Source organism: Candidatus Weimeria sp. HCP3S3_B5 (assembly GCF_052064335.1).
Taxonomy (GTDB): domain Bacteria; phylum Bacillota; class Clostridia; order Lachnospirales; family Lachnospiraceae; genus Weimeria.
In genome coordinates this window covers 20,659-43,645 of sequence record NZ_JBQHVU010000003.1, presented here as the reverse complement: position 1 = coordinate 43,645, position 22,987 = coordinate 20,659, and the positions used below count along the sequence as shown (strand labels likewise).

Sequence of the window (22,987 nt, the reverse complement as noted above, 5' to 3'; positions counted from 1 at the left end):
TATTAAATAATATTTCTTTACAAAATGTTTACCAAAGCAAAACTAAACCGAAGCTTTTTTTAGTAGTAAAATTATGCTATACTTGCAGGTAGTTGTAAATATGTAACCGAGGGCCCTATATGAAGGATTTTGACTTACAGACGCCTGAAATTCAGGACATGGTAAGGCTTATCGAAAAGAACTACGATTCCGACAGAGCCGGCACCAGAAAAAACCTAAAAAAGCTTATGGACATAGCAGTAAGGAATGGCAATACCCTTATATGCGGTTTCTGCCATGCCTATTATGCAAGACTGTACTACGTCAAGGGTGATCTGAAACGCTTCATCTATCACGCGAGATCAGGCATCAGAGTCCTTGAGGCGAATGAGGACCATTCCACTGCCTCCATCTGCTACAACCTGCTCGGTATAGACGCTATGAACCGTGGTGAATATCCTATCTCCCTCGAATATTATGAAGAGGCCCTCAGGTCTACAGATCATGATAATTCAGCCTTCGGTGCTGCTCTTGCAAATATAGGCCATATCTATTACGAGATCGGTGACTTCAAAAAAGCTATCCACTACTGCAGGCGGGGACAGAAATATCTGCTACAAGCGTCTAATCGCTTTCCGCTTCTTATAGCACTTGCCCAGGAGGCCACCTTCTGCATACGGTCAAAGCAGTTTTCTCATGCCAGAGATGCCATGGCAAGGCTAACTGATCTCGAAACCTCCCTTCGTGATGCATTTCCTGATGAGATCTACACCGATCTGAGCGAGGTCCTTATCTACTACTATGACTCAACCCACCAGGAAAAGAAGCGGGATATGGCTTTTTCTGCATTTGCAGATGCTCTTTCACGCTTTGACGGCTCCTACATAGACTTCTGTGAGAATGTCTGCTGTATAGCAGATACCCTCTTAAATGCTGACCGGCCGGATCTTGTAGGTACTCTTCTTGATATATCAAGGCAGTCCATCATGTCGTCAGGCATTTCCTTCATGCAGCTGCAGTTCCTTGAACGTGACATCAGGTACCACAGGCAGATAAACGATCCTGCAGAGATACACAGGCTTGAGTCTGACTACTTCGAAATCAGCTGCAGGAGAAACCGTGAAAATATCCAGATCTACCGTACCAATATAAGCATTCACAATGATATGAACCGTCTCCGTCGCGAAAAGGAAAGGATGGAAAGGCAGAACCAGATCCTTATGCACGAGGCCTCCATAGACCCACTGACACAGCTTGCGAACAGAGCCCTTCTGAGCCAGAAGGCCGAATACTTTCTTGCGAAGGCCCAAAAAAACGGAGCATCACTTGGTGTGGAAATGCTTGACATAGATTTCTTTAAGGAGTTAAATGATACCTATGGTCATCAGCAGGGTGATCATTGTCTTCAGCTGCTTGCCGGCATCTTAAGCAGTATCTCCGGAAAGCATATCTTCGCAGCCAGATACGGCGGCGATGAATTCATGGTGATCTACTATGGTATGTCTGATCAGGAGATCCTGGAGAAGGCTGCACATATACGTGATTCGATCTTACAGATGAAGATAAGGAACGAGCATTCCAGGGGCTCTGACTATCTGTCGGTCTCTCAGGGTATAATGAACTCAGTCCCGACCCCGGGGAACCGTATCTGGGACTTCACCTATGGCGCTGACTATGCTCTCTACCAGATGAAGCAGACCAGTAAGGGAGAGATCCGTCTCTTGCACAGTGTCCCTTGTAACGCTCCAGTAAACGAAATCCAGAAAGGGAAGTAAAATGATATATTCAGGAATCTCACACTATGCCGACCAGCGTGACGCCTTTTTCCTTGAAAACGGAAGGCTTCGCATAAGGATATCCGCTGCGCGCGGTGATATGAGCGCGATCTACCTCCATACCCGTGACAAATATATAGATATAAGCAGGCAGGACACCAGAGACTGCCACAAAATGACCTGCTATGCCAGCGACTTCGGCCACGACTACTTCTTTGCAGATATAGATATAGCTATGGCCGGCCAGTTCCGCAAGAATCCTGATATGCTCTGCCTCAGATACTATTTTGAGCTGGTGGATGAGGCCGGTGCAAGGGTCTACTACGGTGACTCACGCTTCTTCTCCAATGAGCCGTCTGATGTGGAGGCCATGTATGACTGCCCTCTTATCTCCCGCCGCGAGCAGACCTTTCATATCCCGCAGTGGGCCAGAAACGCAGTTGTATACCAGATATTTCCGACCCGCTTTGCCACGACGGAAAAGGTCGACGATAAGCTCTGGTACAAAACTCCCATAGGCTATAAGGATGACCTTCGTGGCAACCTCCGCGGGATTACTGAGCATCTGCCATACCTGAAGGAGCTTGGTGTCGACGTGATCTACATGACTCCTATCTTCAGGTCGAATACATCTCATAAGTACGATACGATCGACTACTATTCAGTAGACCCCTCGCTCGGTGACGAGGACGATCTGCATCAGCTTGTAGACAAGGCTCACGAATGCGGGATGAGGGTCATGCTTGACGGCGTATTCAACCATACCTCTCCTGACTTCTTCGCCTTCAAGGACATCAGAGAGCATGGCAGGAAATCCAGATACTATGACTGGTACTTCCTCGACAGCGATGATATATCCTACGGGACAGACAGCGAGAAGCCTTCCTTCCAGAGCTTTGCCTATGTGGGCGGCATGCCAAAGCTTAATCTTGAAAATCCCGATGCTGCCTCATATGTGATCGATGTAGCCTGCCATTATATCAAGGATTTCGACATTGACGGCTGGAGGCTTGACGTCGCAGATGAGATAGGTCACTCCTTCTGGAAAAAATTCCGCCGTGCGGTAAAGTCCATCAAGTCAGACGCCCTTCTTGTCGGTGAGGTATGGCATTTCTCACCAGATTTCCTTCAGGGTGATGAGTGGGACTCAGTGATGAACTATGCCTTCTTCAAAAACATAGGCGAGATGGTCTGCTCTGCCTCTCTCTCCCCATCCGGCTTTCTTTCCCAGCAGAGCTTCCTGAACGGCCAGTATCACAGCAGTGTGCTTCCTGTCCTATGGAACCTGATCGACAGCCACGACACCAGCCGCTTCCTCTTCCGTGCAGGCGGCGACAAAAGGAAGCTCTCGCTTGCCGCTGCCTTTCAGATGCTGCTTCCGGGCACTCCATTCATCTACTATGGCGATGAAGTCGCCATGACAGGCGGAGCCGATCCCGACAACAGAAGGGGCATGATCTGGGAACAGTCCAGACAGGACCTTGATATGTACCGGTGGTACCAGCGTCTTACCTACTTCAGGCATACTATTCCAGCTCTTACCAGCGGAAGCTACAGTCAGGTAAGCGCGGATGATGACAGAAGCATACTAGAATACCATCTCACATCCGGCGAGATCCTCATCTTCCATACCTCAGGCGATCAGGCCAGTGCCAGAGAATACACGGGCTACAAGGAGCTGCTTTCTGACGGCACTTTTGACGGCACAATCCCAGAATACGGATGCGTGCTGTTAAAGGGTACATTATGACAGAAAGACAAATGGATCAGAACGCTATAGGTGCTTTTATACAGAGCTTAAGGAAAGAACAGGGGCTGACACAGAAGGATCTTGGAAGCAGGCTGGGCGTCACCAACAGCACGATCAGCAGATGGGAAAAGGGAGATAGCTATCCTGACGCCGGTATGTATGAGCCATTAAGTCGGGCACTCGGTGTATCTGTTGCCGAGCTGCTTTCCGGCAGAAGAATATCTGACAGCGAATACAGAAAGGCAGCTGATCAGCAGATCATAAGTCTGGCTCAGGAAAACGAGGGCGGAGGGAGTCACCTTTATCGCCCTCTTATCGTTCTGTCAGGATTTCTATCAGTTCTTCTTATCATAATAATGCTGCTGCATGAAAGCGGCCTGATCATTTTACAGTCTCAGGCAAAATATATAGCCGCATTTTTTATCCTGAGTATCCTTATACAGATATGCAGTGGATGCATGCCTGATCTGTTCAGCGGAATCAGGAGATTCCTTAGTGACAAATCTGATAATAGTAATATCACTGATGAAATCAGGGCCATGAAGACCGCTGTTAAAATAAACGCTGGAGCCGGAATAATAATAAGTATCATTTCCCTCGACCAGGCCATCAGGTTTTTTCATGACAGTACCAGGCTGATGACATATGTTGCTCAGGCATTGGATCCTATAATAATAGCAGTTCTTCTGGATCTGATCCTTATTGCCATGGCATACTTCCTTGGCAGTGGAAATGCCCTGCACTCACATGGACTTCTCAAGAAAAAGGTCTCTTTTGCTGCACTTTTCTCTGTAGCCATTATCTCATACTTTTTTCTGCTATGCTCTATCCAGATGTACCCAGACGGCAAATTATATGATGATGCATATTTTACAGCCCAAAAAAGTGAAGCCAATGATGCCGTAATGTTCTACTTCAAGACTTATAAGAATATTCCTATAAAGGTCAATGCTGATGCTGCCTTTTCTGCGGGAGGGCACACGACCTTCAACGGTATAAGCAGGGACTTAAGTTACTCTTACTATAAAAGAAGCACTTCATTTTCAGCACTCAGGAATAGCACCGGAGCTGATCTCAGACTGCTTGATGGAAGCGGGTTTGAGGATCGTGACAATCTGGCCATCAAATGCGGAACTGGTCAGCTGAGAAGCATCAGGATATATCTTTCGGATATATCCTGCTACGGTCACAGGATCCGCTGTGATGTGATCTATCCGGTCGCGGTCGTCTCCCCTAAGCAGATGATAAACGAGGTTGATTCTTTCGATCCGGCAGAGCTTAAAGTCTCTTCCTTTGTCACCTCCTATCATGACAGATGTTATCTGGCAGATGGGAAATCCGACGGATCAAGAGATGCCTTTATTAATGACAGGGGCGTAATATATCACTTAAGCTCTGATATGTCCGAGGCTCAATTAAAAAAATGGATAAACGGGTTATGATATTCCCGTTTATCCACCTGTCAGATCAGCCTGCCTTCTTTTTTTCAGATATGGCACTGCCCGTCGTGCTTATGACAGCATATACCAGAACAGAACCGGATAGTCCTAGTATTATATCATCTATATCACAGCTTCCAACCCGAAGAAGCAGCTGCAGAAGCTCGATCACCACCAGGATCACAAGCAGCATGATCGTATATTTCCTGATCGATGGCCTTTTAAAAATATAAGCGAAGTATGCGAGCGGCATGAACATAAGGAAATTACCCAGGATGTTTCTCAGTGCTATCGCAAACGCCAGCTGTCCTGAAGAGACCTTTACGAAATAAGCTGATATATCCCACAATGGGATCAGATTCGTAAAGCGCCTGCAGTAGTCCTTAAATGATACTCCGCTCCATACCAGTCCCCTTCCATTCAAGAACAGGACATAGACCAGAGCAGCTGCATAGATCGCAAATAAAATCCCGTTTGCAACTATAAAAATCTTTCGTTTCATCTCTCTCCTGACTTTCTTCTTGATCATTTTTTTCTCCATTTTCTGTGACCTTCAATTACCTCTGGTACGTACCGGCTCTATAATAGCTCACAGCCGTAAAAATGTCACTCTCGCATACAGGGAATCGGTTGCAGAATGGGGGAATTCCTGATACGATCAGCTTATATAAACTAAAATTCGGGGAAGGGGTACTGGTAAAAATAAAAAGGTGAAAAAAAGCCACACCTGCTGCCAGGTGTGGCTTTTACAACTTTGTTTTCCAGCTGTTCTTCTTTACTATAGGCATGGAAAAGGCAGAGGGCAGTGAAAAGTCCGTAAGGGAGATCCTTTCCCCGCAAAAGCTCCTGACAAATAAGATCATAATGATTTCAGCAGCCTCGATGATACTCTACTGCCTGCCTTTCCGTTTCCCCGCAATGATTACAGACAGCATTTCTGCAATAGGGTCAATGATGACTCCGCTTTCACTTATAATAGTCGGCCTGCAGATCGGCTCTATGGATCCTTCTTCTTCTCTACTGCATGCCGTCGGCCTCACTTTCGGCGGTTATTGCCGAAAAATACAACAGGAGGCCAGCTCTTGCCTGCTCCGTCGTAGCTCTCTCAACCCTTATCTTCTTTGCTCTGCTTCCCCTTGACCTTGTTGCTTATGACAGATTTTTTTCTTAGAACTATTACAAGAAGAGCCGCTCCGCCAATTATGATTACTCCTGCTACAGGTACAAGAGGGATCCTGGTCTTATCTCTTTTATAGATAAATGCTGCCGTTTCCTTACCTATCGTTCCGGTCAGCACTCCATTTTTTACAGTAAATTTACTCTGGCTTACAGTATCTGTATATGTGCCATTCCCAAGCTCCGTCTTTATCTTTATCTCTGCCTTGTCGCTTCCGTTTATCAGGGCGACTCCCTTCTTTCCTCGTGAAACCACCAGAAGATGCAGATCATCATCAGGATTTTCAAGCTTCTGTGGTTGGCCCTTCATGGCATTGCGGAAAAAGTTAGCTCCCTTTACTATTGTGCTCTTGAACTCGTCATTACCCTTTGCTCCAAGAATGTTCTTACCCCAGTAATTTCTTTCCGGTCCGTCAGATCCATCAGGTCTTGAAAAAAACAGGGGCGTGCCGTTCTTCTGGGAGGCAAGGATAGCCCAACCCAGCTCTATCTGAGCGTCAGTAAGCTTTGCGGATTCGTGATCATTACAGTAAGTATCATGGGATTCAACCCAGGTAACTGCTTTTTTTGAGTTTCCTACCTGCATATCAGAAATATTCGACGCCTGAAAGTTGCTTATCATCAGCGCACTTCTAAGTGCTGCGCCATAATCTGAGGCTGTCATGTCTATATATTTCTGATACTCGTCCTGTGGCACATTGGCTCCCTGAAGCACCTCTCCATATATAAACAGGCCTTTTGCATCAAAGCTCGTGCCATTCAGATCGGCCTCTTTGCCTGTCACCAGAGGCCAGAAATTATTCTTCCAGCCATGCTCACTGCTATACTTATCAAGCGGATCCGAGGGAAGGCCTATATGCTTGGCTGTATCGTAACGCATACCGTCGCAGCCATCCTTTACCAGCTGCTTTAAGTAGCTTACAAAATAATCCTGAAAGTCAGGATTTTCTGTATTCACATCAGGAAGTCCTCCCATCTCTCCTGTCGTGCACTCATATCTGTCATCCCAGCGAGTGATATTATTAAATCCGTTCTGATGATAGAGCCCTCCATCGACTCCCTTTCCGCCTCCTGCAGCCTTGATCAGGTCCTTCGAGACATCGCCAAGACGTGGAGTCGTGTGGTTTGGTATCACATCAACTATTATCTTGATCCCGTACTTGTCCGCCTCGGCGCACATATCCTTGAAATCTTTTTCCGTACCCAGCTGATAGTTACCGATTTTCCAGTCAGTCGGCTGATACTGCCACCACCAGGCGCCATCGGTACCGCCGCTTTCATCATCTCCCATAAGCTTCTTTGTCGGATAAGCGTCAACGCAGGCATTAGCCGGCGATGTCTGGACCGTCGAGAAGCCGGCCTCTGCTATGTCCTTCATATTTTCCTTTATTGTCTTAAAGGACCAGCACCAGGCATGGAGTATAGTTCCATCTGCTGTGTCTGTACACAGACCGTTCTTAAGAGCCTGCTTGTCTGTCGAATGAGTAACAGAGGAAGGCTCTGCCCCATAAGCTGTCCCGCTTACCTGAAGACACGCCGCAGCTATTATCATCACTGCAAGGGCCTTTTTCATTAAATTCTGCATATATTTCCCTTTCATATCCTGATCTTAAGAAACTTCCAATACCATGGCTGGCCGTCTCTGCTAAAGCTCTTACTGGCATTCCGAAAGCTGCAGGGCAAAAGCGTCAGATGGCAAATGTTTTGGAAAGCTTTCAACTAAGAGAAATATAAGTGAAAACGTTTCCATTGTCAAGAACAAAAAAGACCGCACCCACCTGGTGCGGTCAGCTTATCAATGCCTGCCCTTAAGAAGCGGCGATATCCTTTTGTAGATAAGGAAGGTGATCAGGACATCGATCATCCCCTTTGCAAATGTGAACGGTACATTGAAGCAGAGGATCGACTGCTCCACACTCTTCATCGAAGGGATGATAGCCTGGTAGGCTGCCAGGATCGTTGCCTTAGGCATGAAGTTGTAATAGACAGGATATACGAAGAAGATATTGCTCGGAAAACTTAGAGCTGCCATAGCTATAGCTCCTGCTACTGAAGCTATCACTGCTCCCCTCTTGGTCCTGTCAACCTTATAGATAAGCCCGGATATGCCTACAAATATAGCACCGAGGATGAAATTCGAGATCTCGCCTACTCCGAAGCTCTGGGAAACAAGCGCATGGAAGAGATTCTTCAGAAGCTCTATCAGTATTCCGCATACCGGCCCCATTGCAAATGATCCGATCAGTGCTGGAAGATCTGAAAAATCGAACTTGATGAAGGACGGAAGGAAGGGAAGCGGTATCTCTAAAAGCTGAAGGATAAATGCGCTTGCTGACAGGACTCCTGTCACTGCTATATAGCGGACACTTCCTCTGCTGCTTCTCTTGCCCCTTTTCTCCTCCTGATCTAATGTAAAATCTGCCATAATCTGATCTCCTTTCTATGGCGCTGTCTCTGCCTCATCCTACAGGGACAGTTGGTTATCGGAGATCCTCTTTGCCAGAAGATGAGAGAGCTCCTCCAGGAGCAGGTCTCCCTTCTTGCGAGCCTGAAAAAGCCCTGCAGACAGATACTTGAAAAGTAACTCTACAGGGCCTTCTAGTCATCGTATGGAAAATACCTGACCTTCTTCCATCCAGACTTGTGATATAATGAACCTGGTCTCATATGAGACACCTGTCAATATATCAGATACTGTTGGTACCGGAGTCGCACCGGTTCGGCCACTGCACAGATAAGAAAAGCAATGGGTCGCGGACTATACCGCCAGTGGGGAATCTCACCCCGCCCTGAAGATCTCCTTCATTTAATTTTGGCTATCATTCTATCACTTCTCTTTTCTGTATGCAAGTGTTTTTATGGCCTTTCTTTGACACGTGTGCCGCTCCTTATCAGTCCTTCGCCGTAACTGATCTTTTTCCTCCTGTATTTGATAAGGCTGCTAAGTAACTTGAAGGCTTTGCCAGACATCAGGTCTTTCTCGATGGTAATAAACGTACTGCCGCTGCAACAATGGTCACTTTCCTTTATGTAAATCATTTTGAGGTAACACACAAAGAAAACGAGCTTGCCGACCTGACCCTTGATGTGGCAGGTGACAAGCTCTCTTTTGATGAAATCGTGGGTTCAATCCACGAGCATAGGCAGCCCCCTTATCCCTGACTAATGATCCAGCTCATGAATAAAGAGTCCGCTCCTAAGCTTTGGTTCAAACCAGGTGGACTTAGGTGGCATCAGACGACCGGCGTCGGCCACTGCAAAAAGCTCAGAGATAGATGTCGGGTACATGGCAAAGGCCGCCTTGCAGTCCCTGTCACAGCGGTGCTCCAGCTCTCTTAATCCTCTAATACCTCCTACGAAGTCAATCCGCGAATCAGTCTTCGGATCCTTGATCCCAAATACCGGATCAAGTATCAGATTCTGAAGCAGTGATACATCAAGACCGTCCACTGGATCTGTGCTTCTCAGATTCTGTCTGAAGGCAAAATTATACCAGGTATCATCTAAATACATTGAAAATGAGCCCTTGAACTGCGGCTTTATAGGCGCCCTGCCCTGTCGTTTAAGCTCAGCAACCTCCTTTACCGCACCAAGAACCTCCATAGGAGTATGTCCGTTCAGATCCTTTAGGACCCTGTTATAGTCAAAGATCTTTAACTCCTCGTCCGGAAACAGTACTGACAGGAAATAATTGAATTCCTCGTCTCCTGTATATCCCGGATGGGCAGCTCTTCTTTTTAGTCCTACCTTGACAGCAGATGCGGCACGATGATGTCCATCCGCTATGTAGATCGAATCAATACCGGCAAAGGCAGACCTTATGGTCTCTATTTCCTCAGGGTCCTTTATGATCCATACCCTGTGGGAAATCCCGTCAAGAGTTGTAAAATCATAAACAGGCTCCTCATGGCTCTTGTGACGGCTTATGATCTCTTCTATTGTATTATTTCTCCTGTATGCCAGAAAGATAGGTCCCGTCTGGGCATTGCAGGCATCCACATGATTTATCCTGTCCTCTTCCTTCTCGGCACGGGTATTCTCATGTTTCTTTATTACTCCGTTCTGATAGTCATCGATCGAGGCGCAGGCAACAATACCTGTCTGGGCGCGGCCGTCCATATTTTCCTCATAGATATAATAATATGGAGCATTATCACGTACAAAGGAGCCGTCATCCACCCACTGCCATAGCAGGTCATGAGCCTTCTTGTAGACCCTTGGGTCATACTCGCTCACATCTGTAGGAAAGGAGGTCTCTGCCCTGTCTATTGCGAGAAAGGAGTGAGGGAACTTCCTGACATGGGATGTAGCCTCTGATCTATCGTATACGTCATATGGCAGTGCCGCGATGGTCTGCGCCATATCCACACGCGGACGGATCGCTGCAAAAGGTCTTACTGTTGCCATCAAAAACTCCTTTCTGTAAAAAACGCAGACAGACCTTATGCCTGTCTGCGTCTAGTCTTTTATAATTAAACTTATTTAACTACTCTCACACGAATCACATCAGGTATTGAGCTGAGCTTGTCAATAACATCTGAAGTAACCTCAGAATCAACGTCTATAAGTGAGTATGCATAGTCTCCACGACTCTTATTGGTCATGTCTGATACATTTATCGCTGCATCGCCTAGAATTGTCGTATACTTGGCTATAAGACCGCTCTTGTTGTGATGAAGGATAGCAAGTCTTCCCTTTGCCTGGCAGACGCCCATAGAGCAGTCAGGGAAGTTGACTGAATGTGTGACGTTTCCATTCTCGAGATAATCCATTATCTCATCAACGGCCATCATAGCACAGTTTTCCTCCGCCTCTGCAGTAGATGCTCCCAGGTGTGAGGTTGCGATAACTCCCGGCTTTCCGGCTGTAACCGGATTAGGAAAATCTGTCACATAATGCTTTATCTTACCTGTCTTGATACCATCAAGAACTGCCTTCTCATCAACCAGAAGATCCCTTGCGAAGTTCAGGATGACTACACCCTTCTTCATCTTGTCCACTGCTTGGGCATCGATCATGCCCTTTGTCGAATCAAGAAGAGGCACATGAACTGTAATGAAATCACAGTCTTTGTATATATCATCGACATTTCCTATATGCTCGACATTTCTGGACAGGTTCCAGGCTGCATTTACCGAGATATAAGGATCATAGCCGTAAACCTCCATTCCCAGATGGGTGGCTGCGTTTGCGACCTGCTGTCCTATAGCTCCGAGTCCGATTACTCCGAGCTTCTTGCCTGCGAGCTCATTCCCTGCGAAATTCTTCTTTGCCTTTTCCATTGACTTGGAAATGTCCGGGTCATCCTTATTCTCCAGAACCCAGTTTACAGAACCGATGATATCGCGGCTTGCAAGAAGCATTCCTGCGAATACCAGCTCCTTGACTGCATTTGCATTTGCTCCAGGTGTATTGAAAACGACGATACCCTGATCTGCGCATTTATCAAGAGGGATATTATTGACGCCTGCTCCTGCTCTTGCTATGCAGCAGAGCTTATCAGAAAACTCCATATCGTGGAGCTTGGCGCTTCTTACTATAAAAGCGTCAGCATCATCGGCCTCATCTGTCTGCTCGTAATTATTTGAAAACTTCACCAGTCCCTTAGGGGAAATGGCGTTAAGTGTGTGATAGCGAAACATAGTACTTTGGTTTCCTTTCTGTTGTAGGTGTGAGGTGTGAGGTTTGAGGTGTGGAATCTTAAGTCCATATCCTCTGACCTCTCACCTCTGACCTCTCCCCTCTCACCTCAAATTCTTCTTCTCAAAATCTCCCATAAACTCCACAAGTTTCTCTACGCCTGCCTTTGGCATTGCGTTATAGATCGAAGCTCTCATCCCACCTACTGTACGGTGGCCCTTGATATTCTCAAGGCCTGCTGCCTTGGCCTCTGCTACGAACCTGGCATCGAGATCCTTGTCCCCTGTGACAAATGGAACATTCATGACTGATCTGTCCTTCTTCTCGACAGTTCCCTTGAAGAGCTTGCTCTGATCAAGGAAATCATAAAGGATAGCAGCCTTCTCGGCATTTCTCTTCTCCATCTCGGCAAGTCCGCCGTTCCTTAAGAGCCACTTGAATACAAGACCGCACATATAGATTGCCCAGCAGTTAGGAGTGTTAAAGAGGGAATCCTTGTCAGCCTGGGTCTTCCACTTGAGCATAGTTGGAGTGCCAGGATAAACATCATCAGTGATCAGATCTTCTCTTATGATATCGATCACGAGACCTGCAGGTCCTACGTTCTTCTGGACACCGCCGTACATTACAGCGTACTTGCTTACATCCATTGGCTTTGAAAGGAAGCAGCTGGAAACATCAGCGACCAGATCTACGCCCTTTGTATTCGGAAGCTCCCAGTATTCTGTTCCGTAAATAGTGTTGTTCTGGCAGATATAGACATAATCCATATCATCCGTGATAGGAAGATCTGAACAGTCAGGAATATAGGAATATGTCTTGTCCTCTGATGAAGCAAGGGCTACTGCATCACCATAGATCTTCGCTTCCTTCCAGGCCTTTGTAGCCCACTGACCTGTAAGCACATATCCAGCCTTATGATGCTTGTTCATCATATTCATAGGAATGGCTGCAAACTGCTGATATGCTCCGCCCTGAAGGAAAAGGACCTTATAATTATCAGGGATATTAAGTAATGTCCTGATATCCTTTTCTGCTGACTTGATTATGTCGTCAAACATCTGGGATCGATGCGACATCTCCATTACTGACATACCGCAGCCCTTGTAATCAAGCAGATCGGCCTGTGCCTCCTTCAAAACCTCCTCCGGCAGCACTGCCGGTCCAGCGGAAAAGTTATAAACTCTAGACATTACGTAATCCTCCTGTATGCATAAATATTCGTAAACAATATATCACTTTTGCTTACTATAATCAAGAAAAAGACTTATATACCATACCTTTTTCAGAGATCAGACTGATCAAAGCATTCGGCTATCGGCTTACCCGGTGCGACCATAGGCCATACCTTGTCATCGCTTCCTATTATCGCATCAATGACGACCGGCGTATCCTCATCCATTGCGGTCCTTATAGCGGAATCGAATTCCTTCTGGCTTGTCGCGCGTAATCCCTTTGCTCCCATTGCCTCTGCAAGCTTCACATAATCCACTCCATCATCCAGTATGGTATTGGAATAACGCTTGCCATAGAAGAGGTCCTGCCACTGACGCACCATGCCGAGCACATGATTGTTCATTATCACCTCTACGATAGGAAGCTTGTTCCTTACCGCTGTGGCTATCTCATTCATATTCATTCTGAAGCATCCGTCTCCGGCTATATTTATGACCTTACAGCCTGGATTGCCTATGGCAGCTCCGATCGAGGCGCCAAGTCCGTAGCCCATTGTACCTAAGCCTCCGGATGTCAGTAGCTGTCCCGGTCTGTCGTAAAGATAATACTGGGCTGCCCACATCTGATGCTGACCGACTTCGGTCGAGATGATAGCATTGCCCTTTGTTTCCTCGTAGATCTTTCTTACTGCATATGGACCTGTAAGTCCCTGCTTTGGAACCTCCAGCGGGAACTTCCTGCATAGATCAGCCATATGGTCCATCCAGTGATGATGATCCTGTTTGTCAAGCTTAGGTATCAGCTGCCTTAAGGCCTCTCTTACATCTCCAATGATCTGGGCGTCGGCAATAATATTTTTATTGATCTCAGCCGGATCCACATCGATCTGAAGGACCTTTGCATTCGAGGCAAAGGTCTTTGGATTGCCAAGCACCCTGTCTGAGAAACGTGTACCTATGGCAATAAGGAGGTCACAGGAGGAAACTCCCAGGTTTGATGCCTTTGTACCGTGCATTCCCAGCATTCCTGTGTATCTGCTGCCACTTCCGGGATAGGCGCCCTTTCCCATAAGAGAGTCACAGACAGGAGCGTCTATCAGATCAGCAAACTCCCTTACCTCATCCGCTGCCCGTGAAATAACAGCTCCGCCACCTACAAAGATATAAGGCTTTGTCGCTTTCTTTATCATTGAGACAGCCTCATCTATATCCGACTCCCTTATGTCAGCCGTCTTTCTCTCTATTACCTCAGGTACTGCTGCCTCATATTCTGTCCTGTTTCCTGTGACATCCTTAGGAATATCTATAAGGACCGGACCAGGCCTTCCGGATTTTGCTATCCTGAAGGCTCTCCTTATCGTAGGAGCCAGGTCCCTTACATCCTTTACAATGAAATTATGCTTGGTCACCGGCATAGTGACCCCGGCTATATCGACCTCCTGGAAGGAATCCTTTCCCAGAAGCGGTACTGCGACATTACAGGTGATCGCAACGATCGGGACTGAATCCATATAGGCTGTAGCTATACCTGTCACAAGGTTGGTAGCTCCCGGCCCTGAGGTAGCCATACATACTCCTACCTTGCCTGTACTCCTCGCATATCCGTCTGCAGCATGCGAGGCTCCCTGCTCATGGCTTGTAAGTATATGGCGAATCCTGTCTTTATTCTTATATAATTCATCATACACATTCAGAATGGCTCCGCCGGGATATCCGAATACCGTATCCACACCCTGCTCTACAAGACATTCTATTACTATCTGTGCACCTGTAAGTTCCATTTATCCTTTCCTCCGGTAAAACTGGTATCCCTATATTTACCGCCTTCTTCTCTATGAATTTCCAAGAGTAGCTTTATCTGGGGAGCTCAAGGATGGCTCCACGGTTACCCGAGGTCACGAGTGCCTGATATCTGCGAAGATAGCCGCTTGTAACCTTTGGCTCACGAGGCTTCCATGCTGCCTTACGGCGGGCAAGCTCATCATCAGCTACCTCCAGCGTGATCGTCATGGAAGGAATATCGATAGTGATCATATCTCCTTCCTCAACAAGCGCAATAGGCCCGCCTACTGCCGCCTCTGGTGATACATGTCCTATTGAGGCTCCGCGGCTTGCTCCTGAGAAACGGCCGTCTGTAATAAGTGCAACTGATGAGCCGAGCCCCATTCCGGCAATGGCCGATGTAGGATTAAGCATCTCTCTCATTCCAGGGCCGCCCTTAGGTCCCTCATATCTGATCACGACTACGTCTCCGGCCACTATCTTTCCGCCCTTTATAGCGCTTATAGCATCCTCCTCACAGTCAAATACCCTCGCAGGGCCTGTATGCACCATCATCTCAGGTGCTACTGCAGATCTCTTTACCACAGAGCCGTCCGGTGCGAGATTTCCCTTTAATACGGCAAGTCCGCCATTCTTCATATACGGATTATCGATCGGTCTTATGACTTCAGGATTCCTGTTTACTGCGTTCTTTATATTTTCTCCGATAGTCTTTCCTGTGACTGTCATACAGTCGAGGTTTAAAAGGCCTGCGTCGCCGAGCTCCTTCATAACTGCATATACACCTCCCGCCTCATTCAGATCCTCGATATAGGTCGGACCTGCAGGCGCTAAGTGGCAGAGATTCGGTGTCCTCTCTGAGATAGGGTTAGCAAAGCTGATATCGAAATCAAAGCCGATCTCATGGGCTATTGCCGGAAGATGGAGCATGGTGTTCGTGGAGCATCCTAATGCCATATCTACAGTAAGGGCATTGATTATGGACTCCTTTGTCATGATATCACGCGGACGGATATTCTTCTCAAGCATGTCCATAACTGCATATCCGGCCTGCTTTGCCAGACGAAGCCTTGCAGAGTAGACTGCCGGTATAGTGCCGTTCCCACGAAGTCCCATTCCGATGGCCTCTGTCAGGCAGTTCATGGAATTGGCTGTGTACATACCTGAGCAGCTGCCGCAGGTAGGGCAGACATTTTCCTCATAGTTCCTGACCTCATCCTCAGTCATCTTCCCTGCTGCATTGGCTCCGACTGCCTCAAACATGGAAGAAAGAGATCTCTTCCTGCCGTTTACATGTCCGGCCAGCATAGGGCCTCCGGAAACAAACACTGTAGGTACATTGATCCTTGCCGCAGCCATCAGAAGTCCCGGAACATTCTTATCACAGTTCGGGATCATCACAAGTGCATCAAACTGATGGGCAAGCGCCATACACTCTGTAGAATCGGCTATCAGATCACGTGTCACAAGGGAATACTTCATTCCTATATGTCCCATGGCTATTCCATCGCAGACAGCTATTGCCGGGAAAACAACAGGTGTTCCGCCTGCCTCAGCAACTCCCATCTTCACTGCCTCTGTGATCTTGTCAATGTTCATATGTCCAGGAACTATCTCATTGTATGAGCTTACGATCCCGACTAATGGCTTTTCCATCTCTTCTCTGGTAAATCCAAGTGCATTCAGAAGACTCCTGGCCGGAGCCTGCTGCATACCGCATTTCATGTTGTCACTACGCATAAGCATTTCCTTTCTAAATATAATCTAATTCCTGCTGCTATTATAAAAAGGGACAAAAAATAAGTCCCTGTATATGCTGCATAGGGACTACTATAATGCATTTGTGAAAAAATTTCAAGCCCATACTGAAATTATTTCATCAGCTATATATAAACCGACATCAGGAGCTCTTTGTTTGTGTATTTGATTGTAAAAATGGTATATAGTTAAAAGAAAAAGGAGATTTGTATAATGTCAGATACAAATACAAGGCCAGGCAGAAGACAGGCCATACATCATGGATATTTTATCACTGTTCTTCTTATCACTATAAACATCATCATCTATCTTGCCGAGGAAATGTGCGGAGGAAGCACTGTAAACAGCATTGCGCTGACATTCGGCGCTTCATTTACTCCACTGATAATGCAGGGACAATGGTGGAGGCTTTTCACCTCCATGTTTGTCCATTTCGGCATCAGTCATATTGCAAACAACATGCTATCCCTTTTCATCCTGGGCCGGATAGTAGAGCAATACTACGGGCATCTCCGCTTCCTCATTCTATATCTGCTTTCCGGCCTTGGAGGGAATGTGCTCACGATGATCCTCGAGCTTGGCTCTGGAAAATACGCCCTGTCAGCCGGCGCAAGCGGTGCAATATTCGGGATCATGGCCGCCTTCGTGATCTTTGCTATAAAGCCTGAGACCAGAAGGATCTTTCCCTTAAAAAACGTTCTGGCCGGCATTTTCTTCTCGATCCTTCCCGGCTTTATAAGCTCTGGCATAAGCCTTAGCGCTCATATCGGAGGCTTCGTGACTGGATTTGTCATGGTGCTCCTGATGGAGCTTTTATGATCATATCCGCTTTACTATCTCGACACCCATCTGGGAGCAGCCGACTGTCTTTACGGCTTCTTCTCCCTCGCGCGGAAGGATGTCTCTGGTCCTTATTCCATCACAAAGGACCTTCTTTACTGCATTCTCTATAGCATCTGCTTCTTTATCGAGATCCAGGCTGTAGCGGAGGAGCATTGCTGCCGAAAGGATCGTGGCTATTGGATTTGCAATATCCTTTCCTGCTATATCAGGCGCTGATCCGCCGCTTGGCTCATAAAGCCCGAACCTTGTCTCGTTAAGTGACGCTGAGGAGAGCATCCCGAGAGAGCCGGTTATCATGGCTGCCTCATCCGAAAGGATATCTCCGAACATATTTTCTGTGAGGATCACGTCGAACTGTCCCGGATCCCTGACAAGCTGCATTGCGCAGTTATCGACCAGCATATGAGAAAGCTCAACATCCGGATAATCTGCCCAGACCTCCTCGGTTACCTTTCTCCACAGGCGTGATGAATCAAGAACATTGGCCTTGTCGACAGAGGTAACCTTTTTCCTTCTCTTTCTGGCTATCTCAAATGCCTTTTTTGCTATCCTTCTGATCTCATCCTCATTATAGGTAAGGGTGTCAGTAGCCTGGATCACTCCATTAAGCGACTCGGTATGTCTCTTTCCGAAATACAGACCGCCTGTCAGCTCCCTTACTATTATCATATCAAATCCTGCATCTGCCGTTGCCTCCTTAAGAGGACAGGCCTCCTTCAGCTCCGGATAGAGATATGCCGGACGGAGGTTGGCAAATAATCCGAGCGATTTCCTGAGTCTTAACAGTCCTGCCTCCGGTCTCTTGTCTGGCGGCAGCTTATACCATGGAGATGTGGATGTATTTCCTCCTATGCTTCCCATAAGCACGGCATCCTGTGCCCTTGCAGCTTCTATCGCCTCATCAGTAAGCGGCTGGCCTGTCTTATCGATCGAGCAGCCTCCCATCAGGATATCTGTACGGTTAAATTCATGTCCGTATCTTTCTCCTATCCTTTCAAGAACAGTCCATGCCGCATCTGTGATCTCTGGTCCGATCCCATCACCGGCGATCACTCCGATATTGAATTTCATCAGTTTACCTTCTTTCTTTTTATTTCTTCTAAATACTATAATTTATCCCGGAAAAAATTTCAACAAAAAAGAGGCCGGTTTCCCGGTCTCATCCGATCAGATCTCATAGCTGTGACAGCTTCTGTATCGCATTATCTCTTATAATTGCCTCTGCATGCTCAGAAAGGAATAAAAGCATTCTTTTCTGATTTACTATCTCCTGACAGAACTCCACTATAGAAAACGCCGAGCTGGCAAGAGTCTCCTTGGTATCTGTAAGCCTCATCGACAGATAATATCTGCCCTCATACTTATAGAGATCAGACGGCGCATCCATATTGGTGGGAGCAAGCTCCCTGCAGAGTCCGATGCACTTCTCCAGATCGTCCATGACCGCTATCACCGGAAGCATGACCGGCTTATCATCCGGAAGGTTCTCAAGCAGCTCTGTTGCCTCCTTCTGATCGAGCGTGGAAATATTCTGCCGGCCGTCAAACCTTGGTGCCAGAGTATCCACGACAACTCCATCGTATGGATCCTTCTCGTCATCCTCTGACTTATCCTTATCGACATCTCCGAGGGCGTCCTTACACTTGGCCATCAACTGGGCAAGCGCATTCTCAGGCTTGTCCTTATTGATCGTGATGCTGACTGATCCGTCTGGCAGTCCTGTCAGCGCCACACTCATAGAGCCGCTGTCTGCCTTAAAGTCTACAGTCTCACCTGCTTCGACAAGGATCTCATTCAAGAACTTTCTGGCTCTGACCTGATCATGGATCAGATCTTCCATATTAGATATGCCTCTTGCCTCAAGTTCTTCCCTGGATATCTTACATGTAATGCTGTTTTTTCCATCCTTTTTTATAAGCATGAACGTCCTCCTTTCCTTTCATTATCCTCTCACCTTTATAATATCACAATCTTAACGTTGCAACAAGAAGTACAGGAGATGGGGCTCGAACCCACACATGGTTGCCCATAACAGATTTTGAGTCTGTCGCGTCTGCCATTCCGCCACTCCTGCATAGTTTAAGTGTGAGGTTAGAGGTTAGAGGTCAGAGGTTAGAGGTGTTAGGGTACTGATTAGTATTCCTTCCCCTCGCACCTCGCACCTCGCACCTACAAGCCTCGTCCCTCGCACCTCTCACCTACAAGCCTCGTCCCTCGCACCTCGCACCTCTCACCTACAAGCCTCTCCCAGATAGGGAAGCAGTCAAACGTTGCGAAATAATCCCTAGGCTCCTCCGCACGTCTTATCATATCAAAGCTTCCGTCCGGATGAAGCAGGATCTCTGAACTCCAGAGACGGCCATTGTAGTTATATCCCATCGAAAAGCCATGGGCTCCCGTATCGTGGATATAGATCAGGTCTCCGCGGTCTATTTCCGGAAGCATTCGGTCTATTGCGAACTTATCGTTATTCTCGCATAGGGAGCCTGTTACATCATATTTATGATCACATGGCTCATCCTCTTTGCCCATGACCGTGATGTGATGATATGCCCCGTACATGGCCGGCCTCATCAGGTTGGCTGCACAGGCATCTACTCCTATATAATCCTTATAGGTCTTCTTCTCATGAAGCACCCTTGTGACAAGAGCGCCATAAGGTCCCATCATGAAGCGTCCCATCTCTGTATATATTGAAACATCGCCAAGACCTGCCGGCACAAGGATCTCATCATATACCCTATGGACCTTTTCACCTATGACAGTGATATCATTAGGTGTCTCCTCAGGCTTATAGGCTATGCCGACTCCACCTGAGAGGTTTATGAAGCTTAATGAAATACCTGTCTTCTCCTTGATCTCGACAGCGAGCTCAAACAGAGTCCTGCTCAGTTCTGGATAATAGTCATTTGTCACGGTATTGCTTACAAGGAATGCATGCAGTCCGAACCTCTTCACTCCCAGATCCGCAAGTCTCTTGTATGCCTCAAGTATCTGATCGTGAGTCATTCCGTACTTGGCATCGCCAGGATTATCCATTATTCCATTAGACAGTGTATAGACTCCGCCCGGATTGTATCTGCAGCACATTGTCTCAGGAAGCTTTCCGCCAAGTGCCCGAAGGCAGGCATCTATATGGGTGATATCATCAAGATTTATTATGGCCCCGAGCTCTGCTGCCTTTTTGAACTCTTCATCAGGCGTATCATTTGATGAAAACATTATCTCATCGCCCTTTAGTCCTGTCGCATCGGACAAAATAAGCTCGGTAAGCGATGAACAGTCTGCTCCACATCCGTATTCATGAAGTATATCCATAAGGAAGGGATTTGGATTTGCCTTGACTGCGAAATACTCCCGGTAGCCCTTGTTCCATGCAAAAGCCGCCTTTACCTTTGCTGCGTTTTCTCTGATCCCAGCCTCATCATAGATATGAAAAGGAGTAGGATACTTTGCAGCTATTTCCTCGAGCTTTTCCTTTGTTGTAAATGGTGTCTTCTTCATTCTTTTTCCTTTTTTCTGCCTGCACATGCTCCCTGGTGCCAATCCGCATATTAAGAGAGTGGGCTGATTCGTGCTTCCGCTCCTCCAATAATTGAGCGGTGCCAATTCGCGCGTGCTTCTGCACTTAATTGAGCGGTGCCAATTCGATCTCTAGCCTATTAAGAGAGTGGGGCAATTCGCGCATGCTTCTGCACTTAATTGAGCGGTGCCAATTCGCAGCCGCTCTGCGGCTGCTCATTCGCGCTTTCGCGCTATAAATGGAAAGAACCATCACTGGCTGTGCAAGCAAGCTTGCAGCCAGGATGGCTCTTTCCATTTGCACCGCTCAATTAATACGCGTAAAGCTAGCGACCGGAATCGAACCGGTGACCTCCTCACTACCAATGAGGTGCGCTACCTACTGTGCCACGCCAGCTTATATGCGGCTATTAAATTGCCGACTTGATAAATATACTATATGAAGGACGACTTGTCAACCATTTTCTAACAGAAAATAGAAATCCTGTCCTCTGGCATCAGCTCATTCACTTACCATTATCTGTCCCCATGACAGACTTTATATAGCTGACAAACTCCCTGGCCTGTCTGATGTCCGGAACCTTATTGCCAGCCCTATGGACTGCTCCGCTTCCGTTGGAGTAGGCTGCCATAGCCAGATCCAGATCTCCATTGAATTCCTTAAGAAGGCCTGATATAAGCTTAGCTCCACCCATAATATTCTGCGTCGGATCATAGCCGTCTGTCACACCCAGACTCTTTGCTGTCGAAGGCATAAGCTGCATAAGTCCCATTGCCCCACTTGATGATGTGACATGGGTCTTAAACCTGGACTCATGGTAGGCTACTGCCTCAAGGAGCTTTTCGCTGACACAGTATCTGTCAGAGGCTGCCTTGAAGATCGGCTTCAGGGATGAGGGCACATTAAAGCCAGTGTCTGATGAAACATCGTCAGCAGAAGCTGCTGTGTCCGAAGCCTGACCAGCAGAAAGCCGGTCATCCTGAAGCGTGCCAGAGGATATCTTATCATACACCATGCCCATCTCATGCTTCAGATGATCCTGAAAGGAAGCAACTGACTTACGGTTGTCTCTTACAGAAAGTGCCTGTGATATCGATCCGGCTCCATTTTCCGGTGAAATCTTTCCTATGAATCTGTAATCTCCTGCACTTATCCTGACTATCATTTATTCCTCTATAAGCTGAAATGATCCTTCCACATTGCTGCATCCGCTATGTCTATATATCCCCGGAGGTCTGTTCTATGACAGTACTGTTGCAGGTCTGTATGATTGCAGAACTACCCGTACTTGCTCTTCCGGCGCGGCGGATCATAAGTACCAGTCCGCAGACAATACCGATTGAGAAGCATACCACGACAAAAAGCATCACAAGGGCCCTAAGTGCATTGATAAACCTGACCTTAGGATCGTTCATGTCCTGCTCTATCTCATCGTAGGTGCGTCTGACCTCAGAAGCATCCTCAGCAAAGCCTTCCTCAGCAGATTTAGTCTGCTCATCCGTAACATCCGGTGAAATCTCTGTTTCTGATCCAGATACCTGTGATGTCTCTGTTTCTGATTCAGACACCTGTGATGTATCTGCTTCTGTCTTGGAAAAAGCCTCTGCCTCCTGTGAATCAGTCCCGCTCCAGGCTGCCGTCTTTGCACCATCAGAAAGGGCATCTGTCTCAGGCGATGTCACAGCCTCCCCAGAAACAGTATCTGTTCCAGCCTGCCCGGAAAGTGCCTCCTCCGTGTCATCTGCGGTGTGATCATGTATCTCTGATGCTTCAGCCTCCTTATATCCTTCCGGGCTGGTCTTTGCAGCAGCCTCATCAGCAGCAGCCCTGTGATCAGTATGCACAGGCTCCGGCCTCTCAGGTATGACTGAATTGCCTATAGTGATAACCTTGTAACAGCTACTGCATATAGGACCGTCGCCATCTAATGGAGCTCCGCAGAGAATACAGGTCCTGTCATAGGGCAGGTCATCATGCATCTTTCTGATACGATGCAGATAACGACTGCCGTACTCTGTTGCAAACAGCGACCTTGGATTAAGCTTCAGGACCGCCCCTATATTATCTTTATCTGAATAATCGATCTTTTCATCAAGGATCGCTATTACCTTGAGATCCCTAAGGATCGCTTCCTTCTCATTCATATA

General features: G+C 47.2%; 18 protein-coding genes, 2 tRNA genes, 1 pseudogene and 1 riboswitch. Of the genes and pseudogenes, 6 read left to right on the top strand and 15 right to left on the bottom strand.

The window, feature by feature from the left end; all coding sequences use genetic code 11:
* Positions 1 to 119 precede the first annotated feature (119 nt).
* The 3 genes from ACTNCK_RS02460 to ACTNCK_RS02450 are packed head-to-tail and all read left to right on the top strand — an operon-like array spanning position 120 to position 4,946.
* A complete protein-coding gene (locus tag ACTNCK_RS02460) occupies positions 120 to 1,754 on the top strand; it encodes a tetratricopeptide repeat-containing diguanylate cyclase (protein ID WP_441080783.1) in 1,635 nt (544 codons plus the stop codon).
* Between the two features lies 1 nt (position 1,755).
* Positions 1,756 to 3,504: an alpha amylase N-terminal ig-like domain-containing protein gene (locus ACTNCK_RS02455; RefSeq protein WP_441080781.1), complete on the top strand. Its 1,749-nt coding sequence runs from the start codon at positions 1,756 to 1,758 to the stop codon at positions 3,502 to 3,504.
* Positions 3,501 to 4,946 (top strand): helix-turn-helix domain-containing protein, encoded by a 1,446-nt coding sequence (locus tag ACTNCK_RS02450; protein ID WP_441080780.1) that lies wholly within the window; start codon positions 3,501 to 3,503, stop codon positions 4,944 to 4,946. The genes ACTNCK_RS02455 and ACTNCK_RS02450 overlap by 4 nt, the downstream gene beginning before the upstream one ends.
* Before the next feature lie 25 nt (positions 4,947 to 4,971).
* Here ACTNCK_RS02450 and ACTNCK_RS02445 read toward each other — a convergent pair whose 3' ends face one another.
* Positions 4,972 to 5,472, bottom strand: coding sequence for a VanZ family protein (locus tag ACTNCK_RS02445; protein ID WP_441080778.1), 501 nt, complete (start codon positions 5,470 to 5,472; stop codon positions 4,972 to 4,974).
* A 257-nt stretch (positions 5,473 to 5,729) separates the two neighbouring features.
* Between ACTNCK_RS02445 and ACTNCK_RS02440 the strand changes: the two genes are divergently transcribed.
* A complete protein-coding gene (locus ACTNCK_RS02440) occupies positions 5,730 to 6,083 on the top strand; it encodes a hypothetical protein (protein ID WP_441080776.1) in 354 nt (117 codons plus the stop codon).
* Here ACTNCK_RS02440 and ACTNCK_RS02435 read toward each other — a convergent pair.
* A complete protein-coding gene (locus ACTNCK_RS02435; protein WP_441080774.1) occupies positions 6,049 to 7,704 on the bottom strand; it encodes an alpha-amylase family glycosyl hydrolase in 1,656 nt (551 codons plus the stop codon). The genes ACTNCK_RS02440 and ACTNCK_RS02435 overlap by 35 nt on opposite strands.
* Before the next feature lie 210 nt (positions 7,705 to 7,914).
* Positions 7,915 to 8,544, bottom strand: coding sequence for an ECF transporter S component (locus ACTNCK_RS02430; RefSeq protein ID WP_441080771.1), 630 nt, complete (start codon positions 8,542 to 8,544; stop codon positions 7,915 to 7,917).
* A gap of 194 nt (positions 8,545 to 8,738) precedes the next feature.
* A riboswitch (FMN riboswitch) is annotated at positions 8,739 to 8,920 on the bottom strand.
* A 175-nt stretch (positions 8,921 to 9,095) separates the two neighbouring features.
* On the opposite strand from ACTNCK_RS02430, the pseudogene ACTNCK_RS02425 reads away from it, so the two are divergent.
* Positions 9,096 to 9,281, top strand: a pseudogene (locus tag ACTNCK_RS02425) (hypothetical protein); the annotation flags it as partial.
* Here the strand turns inward: ACTNCK_RS02425 and ACTNCK_RS02420 are convergent.
* The 5 genes from ACTNCK_RS02420 to ilvD all read right to left on the bottom strand — a co-directional run bounded on the left by ACTNCK_RS02420 (position 9,282) and on the right by ilvD (position 16,456).
* Entirely contained in the window at positions 9,282 to 10,526 is a 1,245-nt protein-coding gene (locus ACTNCK_RS02420; protein WP_441080769.1) for a DUF1015 domain-containing protein, read from the bottom strand.
* 71 nt (positions 10,527 to 10,597) lie between these two features.
* Positions 10,598 to 11,761, bottom strand: a complete 1,164-nt coding sequence (locus ACTNCK_RS02415; RefSeq protein ID WP_441080767.1) for a phosphoglycerate dehydrogenase — start codon at positions 11,759 to 11,761, stop codon at positions 10,598 to 10,600.
* A 102-nt stretch (positions 11,762 to 11,863) separates the two neighbouring features.
* Complete coding sequence (gene serC, locus ACTNCK_RS02410; RefSeq protein WP_441080765.1) at positions 11,864 to 12,952, bottom strand: 3-phosphoserine/phosphohydroxythreonine transaminase; 1,089 nt, start codon at positions 12,950 to 12,952, stop codon at positions 11,864 to 11,866.
* A 92-nt stretch (positions 12,953 to 13,044) separates the two neighbouring features.
* Positions 13,045 to 14,715, bottom strand: coding sequence for a biosynthetic-type acetolactate synthase large subunit (gene ilvB, locus ACTNCK_RS02405; RefSeq protein ID WP_441080763.1), 1,671 nt, complete (start codon positions 14,713 to 14,715; stop codon positions 13,045 to 13,047).
* A gap of 73 nt (positions 14,716 to 14,788) precedes the next feature.
* Positions 14,789 to 16,456, bottom strand: a complete 1,668-nt coding sequence (gene ilvD / locus ACTNCK_RS02400; RefSeq protein ID WP_441080761.1) for a dihydroxy-acid dehydratase — start codon at positions 16,454 to 16,456, stop codon at positions 14,789 to 14,791.
* A 231-nt stretch (positions 16,457 to 16,687) separates the two neighbouring features.
* Here ilvD and ACTNCK_RS02395 point away from each other — a divergent pair, with 231 nt between their 5' ends.
* Complete coding sequence (locus tag ACTNCK_RS02395; protein ID WP_441080760.1) at positions 16,688 to 17,293, top strand: rhomboid family intramembrane serine protease; 606 nt, start codon at positions 16,688 to 16,690, stop codon at positions 17,291 to 17,293.
* Here ACTNCK_RS02395 and leuB read toward each other — a convergent pair whose 3' ends face one another.
* From leuB to ACTNCK_RS02360, 7 genes are all read right to left on the bottom strand, one after another.
* Positions 17,294 to 18,388: a 3-isopropylmalate dehydrogenase gene (gene leuB, locus ACTNCK_RS02390; RefSeq protein ID WP_441080759.1), complete on the bottom strand. Its 1,095-nt coding sequence runs from the start codon at positions 18,386 to 18,388 to the stop codon at positions 17,294 to 17,296.
* A 103-nt stretch (positions 18,389 to 18,491) separates the two neighbouring features.
* Positions 18,492 to 19,238 (bottom strand): adaptor protein MecA, encoded by a 747-nt coding sequence (locus tag ACTNCK_RS02385; protein WP_441080758.1) that lies wholly within the window; start codon positions 19,236 to 19,238, stop codon positions 18,492 to 18,494.
* 70 nt (positions 19,239 to 19,308) lie between these two features.
* Positions 19,309 to 19,391 (bottom strand) — tRNA-Leu (locus ACTNCK_RS02380).
* Between the two features lie 95 nt (positions 19,392 to 19,486).
* Positions 19,487 to 20,821, bottom strand: coding sequence for a diaminopimelate decarboxylase (locus tag ACTNCK_RS02375; RefSeq protein WP_441080757.1), 1,335 nt, complete (start codon positions 20,819 to 20,821; stop codon positions 19,487 to 19,489).
* Positions 20,822 to 21,163: 342 nt separating this feature from the next.
* Positions 21,164 to 21,236 (bottom strand) — tRNA-Thr (locus ACTNCK_RS02370).
* A 109-nt stretch (positions 21,237 to 21,345) separates the two neighbouring features.
* The gene (locus ACTNCK_RS02365) at positions 21,346 to 22,005 is read right to left on the bottom strand and encodes a lytic transglycosylase domain-containing protein (RefSeq protein ID WP_441080756.1); all 660 of its coding nucleotides are present in this window, start codon (positions 22,003 to 22,005) and stop codon (positions 21,346 to 21,348) included.
* 52 nt (positions 22,006 to 22,057) lie between these two features.
* Positions 22,058 to 22,984, bottom strand: a complete 927-nt coding sequence (locus ACTNCK_RS02360; RefSeq protein ID WP_441080755.1) for a hypothetical protein — start codon at positions 22,982 to 22,984, stop codon at positions 22,058 to 22,060.
* Positions 22,985 to 22,987 lie beyond the last annotated feature (3 nt).